The 6,545-nt window shown below is 33.6% G+C and carries 9 protein-coding genes; 8 read left to right on the top strand and 1 reads right to left on the bottom strand.

Features of this window, described 5'->3' with window-relative positions; translation table 11 throughout:
- Positions 1–100 precede the first annotated feature (100 nt).
- From ruvC to B3J44_RS04000, 7 genes are all read left to right on the top strand, one after another.
- Complete coding sequence (ruvC, locus tag B3J44_RS04030; RefSeq protein WP_111288456.1) at positions 101–655, top strand: crossover junction endodeoxyribonuclease RuvC; 555 nt, start codon at positions 101–103, stop codon at positions 653–655.
- The gene (gene hemW, locus B3J44_RS04025; protein WP_286965967.1) at positions 652–1,788 is read left to right on the top strand and encodes a radical SAM family heme chaperone HemW; all 1,137 of its coding nucleotides are present in this window, start codon (positions 652–654) and stop codon (positions 1,786–1,788) included. Before ruvC ends, hemW begins: the two co-directional genes overlap by 4 nt.
- A 79-nt stretch (positions 1,789–1,867) precedes the next feature.
- Complete coding sequence (locus B3J44_RS04020) at positions 1,868–2,635, top strand: cyclase family protein (protein ID WP_286965966.1); 768 nt, start codon at positions 1,868–1,870, stop codon at positions 2,633–2,635.
- A gap of 158 nt (positions 2,636–2,793) precedes the next feature.
- On the top strand, positions 2,794–3,195 hold the full coding sequence (locus tag B3J44_RS04015; RefSeq protein ID WP_286965968.1) for a GNAT family N-acetyltransferase: 402 nt from the start codon (positions 2,794–2,796) through the stop codon (positions 3,193–3,195).
- Positions 3,192–3,542, top strand: a complete 351-nt coding sequence (locus B3J44_RS04010; protein WP_286965965.1) for a DUF4260 domain-containing protein — start codon at positions 3,192–3,194, stop codon at positions 3,540–3,542. The genes B3J44_RS04015 and B3J44_RS04010 overlap by 4 nt, the downstream gene beginning before the upstream one ends.
- Positions 3,543–3,548: 6 nt before the next feature.
- Positions 3,549–3,917, top strand: a complete 369-nt coding sequence (locus B3J44_RS04005; RefSeq protein WP_198854753.1) for an MmcQ/YjbR family DNA-binding protein — start codon at positions 3,549–3,551, stop codon at positions 3,915–3,917.
- Between the two features lie 110 nt (positions 3,918–4,027).
- Complete coding sequence (locus B3J44_RS04000) at positions 4,028–4,732, top strand: PH domain-containing protein (protein WP_286965963.1); 705 nt, start codon at positions 4,028–4,030, stop codon at positions 4,730–4,732.
- 134 nt (positions 4,733–4,866) lie between these two features.
- On the opposite strand, the gene B3J44_RS03995 is transcribed toward B3J44_RS04000, so the two are convergent.
- Positions 4,867–5,967, bottom strand: coding sequence for a DUF4407 domain-containing protein (locus B3J44_RS03995; RefSeq protein ID WP_286965961.1), 1,101 nt, complete (start codon positions 5,965–5,967; stop codon positions 4,867–4,869).
- A gap of 239 nt (positions 5,968–6,206) precedes the next feature.
- Here B3J44_RS03995 and B3J44_RS03990 point away from each other — a divergent pair.
- On the top strand, positions 6,207–6,545 hold a 339-nt coding region (locus tag B3J44_RS03990), incomplete at its 3' end, for a carboxypeptidase-like regulatory domain-containing protein (protein WP_286965960.1).

Genomic DNA, 6,545 nt, shown 5'->3' with positions numbered 1-6,545 from the left:
TTGAAATCATGCCGCAAAAGTAATCAAATGTGGCAATTAGGAAGTGAGAAAATGAGTCAATTTTCTAAACTTAGAACCTTAAACTTGAAACCACAATCTCTTGACACAAGAACGCATCATATTAGGTATTGACCCGGGAACCACAATTATGGGGTTTGGATTGATTAAAGTAATCAACAAAAAAATGGAATTTCTGCAATTAAACGAATTGCAATTGTCCAAATACGACAATCATTACCAAAAACTAAGAATAATTTTTGAAAGAACCATCGAATTAATTGAAACGCATTGTCCAGACGAAATTGCAATTGAAGCACCTTTCTTTGGCAAAAACGTACAATCGATGCTGAAATTAGGCCGTGCACAAGGTGTTGCAATGGCAGCAGGACTTTCAAGAGGAATTCCGATTACGGAATACGAACCTAAAAAGATAAAAATGGCGATTACCGGAAACGGAAATGCCAGTAAAGAACAAGTTGCCAAAATGTTGCAACAGCTTTTAGGTTTAAAAGAATTACCAAAAAACCTAGATTCAACAGACGGTTTGGCGGCTGCGGTTTGTCATCACTTTAATTCTGGGAAAGTTGTGGCTGGAAAAAGCTATTCGGGTTGGGATGCTTTTGTGAAACAAAACGAGGATCGAGTGAAAAAATGAGCGGTATCTACATTCATATTCCTTTTTGCAAGCAAGCTTGTCATTATTGCGACTTTCATTTTTCAACTTCAATGAAAAAGAAAGACGATATGGTTTTGGCATTAGCCAAAGAAATTGGCATGCGTAAAAATGAGTTTGAAAATGAGATTGTAGAAACCATTTATTTTGGCGGAGGAACTCCTTCGGTTTTATCAAATGACGAAATAAACTTTTTAATTTCAGAAGTTTATAAGAATTACAAAGTTGTAGAAAATCCAGAAATAACACTCGAAGCCAATCCTGATGATTTGTCTCCTGAAAGAATTTTAGAATTATCTAAGAGCCCAATAAATAGATTAAGCATCGGAATTCAGTCTTTTTACGAAGACGATTTGAAAATGATGAATCGTGCTCATAATTCGGCGGAAGCCAAAAAATGTTTGGAAGAAGCAACAAAATATTTTGACAATATTTCGCTCGATTTGATTTATGGAATTCCAGGATTGAGTGACGAAATGTGGAAGCAGAATATTCAGACTGCTTTGGATTTTGGTGTTCCGCACATTTCGAGTTATGCTTTGACGGTTGAGCCAAAAACAGCTTTAAGCAAATTAATTCAAACCGGAAAAGTTGCAGAACCACAAGATGAAGTCGCTTCCAACCATTTTACAATTTTGGTTGAAATGCTGCAAAAGAATGGTTTTATTCATTACGAATTATCCAATTTTGGGAAAGAAAATTATTTCTCTAAAAACAATTCGGCGTATTGGCTGGGCAAAAAATATATCGGAATTGGTCCTTCGGCACATAGTTATGATGGTGAAAAAAGAGGCTGGAATATTGCCAATAATTCTCTGTATTTAAAAGCGATTCAAAATGATGAACTTCCAATTGAAACCGAAACATTAACCATTTCAGATCGTTATAATGAATATATTATGACAGGATTGCGAACCATTTGGGGCGTTTCTTTAGAAAGAATTGAAAAGGAATTCGGTTCAAAATATTTGAATTATTTATTAGAACAATCTCAAAAGTTCTTAAACGACGATTTACTTTCGATCGAAAATAACATTCTAAAACCCACGATTAAAGGAAAATTTTTAACGGATGGAATTGCTTCAGATTTATTTTATCTAAATTTGGATGAATAAAAATTAGCCACGAAGGCACAAAGGCTCAAAATTATTAAACTTTGTGACTTAGCGTCTTTGCGGCATAAAATCCAAATTTGTGTTAGCTAAAATCAACAACTTCGAAATCGACTTATCAAAACCCATTGATATTTCTATTTCTTTAACCAATACAGATGAAAATCCGATTGCTTGGTACATTGAAAAACCAATCATTGAACCAGTAGTTTTTGGCGACTGGATTGGGAAAGTTTCAGAAGGAAAATCATCTACTAATTTCAATAATATTTTCTTCAATCCGCATGGGCATGGTACGCATACGGAATGTTTAGGTCATATTACGAATGATTTTTACAGCATCAATCAATCGCTAAAACAGTTTTTCTTTTCTGCTAAATTAATTACGATTGAACCTGAAAAAATTGGAGATGATTTTGTGATTACGAAAGAACAGATTCAAAAAGCTTTAAGCGCTTCGACTTCTCTCAGCTTGACAAATGAGGCTTTAATTATAAGAACAGTTCCAAATCAAAAAGAAAAGAAATCAAGAAAATATTCGAATACAAATCCACCATATTTGTCTGAAGAAGCCGCGATTTTCATCCGCGAAACCGAAATTCAGCATTTATTGATCGATTTGCCAAGTGTTGACAAAGAACACGATGAAGGAAAATTATTGGCTCACAAAGCATTTTGGAATGTAAAAGACACACACAATGTAAATTCAAATGCAAGGTTAAATGCTACAATTACCGAAATGATTTATGTTTCAGACGAAATTGAAGATGGAAATTATATACTAAATCTCCAAATCGCTTCGTTTGAAAATGATGCAAGTCCAAGCAAACCAATTTTATATAAAATTTAAAAGGTCGCCACTAATTACACTAATTTTCGTGAATTTCTTTTTTTTATTTTGCCACATATTAAAGGATTAAAAATGATTTAATCTGTGAAAATATCTTTAATCCGTGGCAAAAAAATTAGTGTGAATTCGTGTAATTAATGGTAAAAAAACTAAACAATATGATTACTGTTTCTACAGATAAAACAAAACTCGACGTTCCGTTTATACAGAACTTTTTAAAAGACATTTATTGGGCTGCAGGGCGAACCATGGAAGAAGTCCAGCGTACGATTGATGCTTCTGTCTGTTTCGGAATTTATTTAGATGGAAAACAAGTTGGTTTTGCGCGCGTCATCACTGATTATGTTGTGTTTGCTTATTTAATGGATGTTTTTATTACTGAAGAGCATCGCGGAAAAGGGTTTTCATCCATTTTAATTGAAGCTTTGATGAACGATCCTCAATTGCAAGAAGTTAAAATTTGGAGATTGGCAACTACCGACGCTCACTTTTTATACGATAAGTTCGGATTTACAAAACTTAATCATCCTGAAAAGATGATGGAAAAAATAATAAAATGAAAACAGTTTTAAAACTTGAGGAAGTCGCTTTAGTTGTTCTCGGAATCTTTTTATTCAACCGTTTAAATTATGAATGGTGGTGGTTTTTGGTCTTAATTTTAGCTCCCGATTTATCCATGATTGGCTACGCTTTTGGAAACAAGATTGGAGCACTTCTATACAACATCTTTCATCATAAGGGAATTGCACTTTTAATTTATGCTTTAGGATGCTATTTTAGCATTGAAATTATTCAATTATTCGGAATTATCTTATTTTCGCATTCAGCGATGGATCGTATTTTTGGCTATGGTCTCAAATACGAAAAAGGTTTTAAATACACACATTTAGGTGAAATTGGTAAATAAACAGTTATGAATTTAGAAACGTTTTACGAATATTGTTTGTCGAAAAAAGGTGTCAGCGAGCACTTTCCTTTTGATGAAGATACTTTGGTTTTTAAAGTGGGCGGAAAAATGTTTGCTTTGTCTTCTCTTTCGCAATGGGAAAAAAATGAGCAATCGACAAATTTAAAATGTGATCCGGAACGCGCACAGGAACTCAGAGCAGAATATGACGAGATACAACCGGGTTTTCATATGAGTAAAGTACATTGGAATACTGTGGCTTTAAACGGAGGTTTGCCTGATAAATTCGTGAAAGAACTTATAGATCATTCGTACGAATTAGTTTTCAAAAGTTTGACAAAGAAAATTCAAATTGAAATAACCGACTCGAGGTAAAATTTTTATCGAACAGACGAAGCAATTAGAAAATTAGGCATTACATTTGCATCGTTAGAAAAAAATCTTAGCAACTTAGTTACAGTGTGACTTAGCAACTTATAACAATCATGAAAGAACAATTTAAAAAATTTCTGAACGAAGAACAAGATCCAAAAGCGATTGAAAAAATCACTTCGAAACTTACAGATTTATTAATGAAAGGCGAAGAAGTTGGATATATCGCAGTGCAGAAAAAACCCGCTATTACTGTTTTTCCAGATAGTATAATTTTAACCAATAAACGTATTATTATTTGCACGCCTAAAAACTTAGGTCTTTCAATGAATTTTACAGATTATACTTGGGATGATATTACAAGCTCATTTGTAAAAGAAAATATTTTAGGTTCTGAATTTTCATTTAGCACTAATACAGACCTGATTCTTTCTATAGATTATATTCCGAAAATTCAGGCTAGAAAAATGTATACCTATGCTAAAGAACAATTAGATTTATTAAAAAATCCTGTTCAAGCAGCGGCTCCAGTTCAAGAAATTGTGGAAGAAGCAGAAGTTGAAGACGAAATAGAAGAAATAGAAACTGAGGAAGTAACTAGCTTTGCTGAAATTTTACCCGCTGCGCCAGCTGTTACAGAAACTTACGAACCGCTTCCAAATCAGCCAGTTCAACCAGTTGGAGAACGCAGATTAAGTGATTTATCTAAAGAAGAACTTTTTGATAAATTACAGAATTACAAAAAACTTCTTGACAATGGTTTAATCATGCAAGGAGAATATGACGCTTATAAAAAAGAGATATTAAGCTATATGTAATTTTAAAGTACAAAGTTTCTGAGTACAAAGTGCAAAGTTTTATCAGCTTTGTCTAAAATAAAAAAGCCCGAAATAGAGATTCTATTTCGGGCTTTGCATTTAAACTTTGTACTCAGAAACTTTGCACTTTGCACTTATAAAGTCGCCTTCTGTTTTTCTACAAATTTATGCGACTGAAGTTCCAACAATTCTTTTGCATTTTTTCTCTGCAGATCGAATAAACCTTTATCTTCGGCAATATCAGCGTAGACTTTATCATGCATTTCCGCGCTTGTTTTGACTAATAAATCGCGTTGATATTTGTTTTGAGCCAAAGTAGCTTTCATAGCAGTTTCGGCTTCTTCTTGTTTAAAGTCGAATTCTCCTTTTGGCGCTAATAATTTAGCAATAATAGGCGATGTTTCAATCGCCAGAAACAACAGCATAATAAAAAATGATGGTAGCCAAGGCAGTTTATTCAATGCATTAATACGCGCCATTAGTCCGTCGAAACCTTCAATGATTGGCTGTGTTTGCGAAACCTTTTTGTCTAAATCGGCTTGAAGCTGTACGCCTGCTTTTTCTTTTTCGGCAATTTTAGCTTCGTTGGTCTTTTTCAGCGTTTCGAATTCTTTCAGAGCCGCATCATGTTTTTCTCTCTTTTCTTTATAAACTGGGCCTTTTCCTAATTTCTTAGTTCCCGCAGTTCCTTCGGCTTCGGTAATATAAACCGAATACAAATCGTTTACTTCTTTTTCTTTCTTTACAATATCAGCTTTTAATGCCGCAATCTCAGCTTTATTTTTATCTAAATCTGTTTTGAAATACGTTCCAATTTGTTTCTTGTTGGCCAATTCCATTTCGTTTTTCTCTTTAAGCAAAACGGTATTGATTTCTTTTTCGAAGATTTTAATCTCCAAAGGTTTCGAAATTACAATAGCAATAATAATAGCCAAAGCAATACGCGGAGTTGCTTGCAGGAATTCGTCTAAAAAACGATCTCTTTTCTTAATAGTAGAAACAATGAATCGGTCTAAATTGAAGATTAATAAACTCCAAACAAATCCGAAAATTAAAGCTGGATAAATAGAATCGAAAACGGTAAAAAGTGCATAAGCACTGGCTAGAAAAGCCATTACTGCTGTAAAGAACACCGTGGCTCCAATACCAACATATTTGGTTTGTTCGCCTTCTGAGCAGTCTTTCAGGATATCTCGGTCGACTCCTGAGCATAGGATAAAAAATTGTTTTAACATGATTGATGATTTTTGATTAAGATGATACGGCAAATTTAGCGCCAAAAATTTAATTCTCAGGCAAATAGTCGATTTGTTTTTACTAGACTCTATAAAATTTCTTTTTTTTAAATGTTATTTTAACATTAATCTATCTCTAATGTTGGCCAAGAATCATAACACTATGTTAATTTTTTTTCAAGGCTTTAGTAATAAGTAGGTCTTAGTTTCGCAACCGAAAATCAAACTAAACACACACAATGAAAAATTTTTATCTATTAACAGCATTCTTTTTATTCGCCTTTACAGGTTTTGCACAGAAAGCGATTATATCTGGAAAGATATTAGACGCCGATGACAAACTGCCTCTTCCTGGAGCTATGGTTCAAATTGTAGGCGAGAAAAAATACACCGTTTCTGATTATAACGGTCGTTTCGAGTTATTAAATATTAACGAAGGAACTTACAAAGTTGAAGTAAAATATATTGGATATGCTACTTTAACTCAAGAAATAAAAGTTGAACAGGGGAAAAACAATGTAATCGACTTTGCACTTAAAGCTTCTGAAAACGAACTGAAAGAAGTTGTTGTTGGAGAC

Origin of the sequence: Flavobacterium sp. UBA4854, from assembly GCF_002399805.1 — a bacterium.
In the GTDB taxonomy this organism is placed as follows: Bacteria; Bacteroidota; Bacteroidia; order Flavobacteriales; family Flavobacteriaceae; genus Flavobacterium; species Flavobacterium ginsengisoli.
This window is presented reverse-complemented; position numbering and strand designations above follow the sequence as displayed.

Coding starts and splice junctions, on each gene's coding strand:
- B3J44_RS04005 (WP_198854753.1), top strand. CDS start 3,549: ATGAATTTAGAAACGTTTTACGAATATTGTTTGTCGAAAAAAGGTGTC.
- B3J44_RS03995 (WP_286965961.1), bottom strand. CDS start 5,967: ATGTTAAAACAATTTTTTATCCTATGCTCAGGAGTCGACCGAGATATC.
- B3J44_RS04010 (WP_286965965.1), top strand. CDS start 3,192: ATGAAAACAGTTTTAAAACTTGAGGAAGTCGCTTTAGTTGTTCTCGGA.
- B3J44_RS04015 (WP_286965968.1), top strand. CDS start 2,794: ATGATTACTGTTTCTACAGATAAAACAAAACTCGACGTTCCGTTTATA.
- hemW (WP_286965967.1), top strand. CDS start 652: ATGAGCGGTATCTACATTCATATTCCTTTTTGCAAGCAAGCTTGTCAT.
- B3J44_RS04000 (WP_286965963.1), top strand. CDS start 4,028: ATGAAAGAACAATTTAAAAAATTTCTGAACGAAGAACAAGATCCAAAA.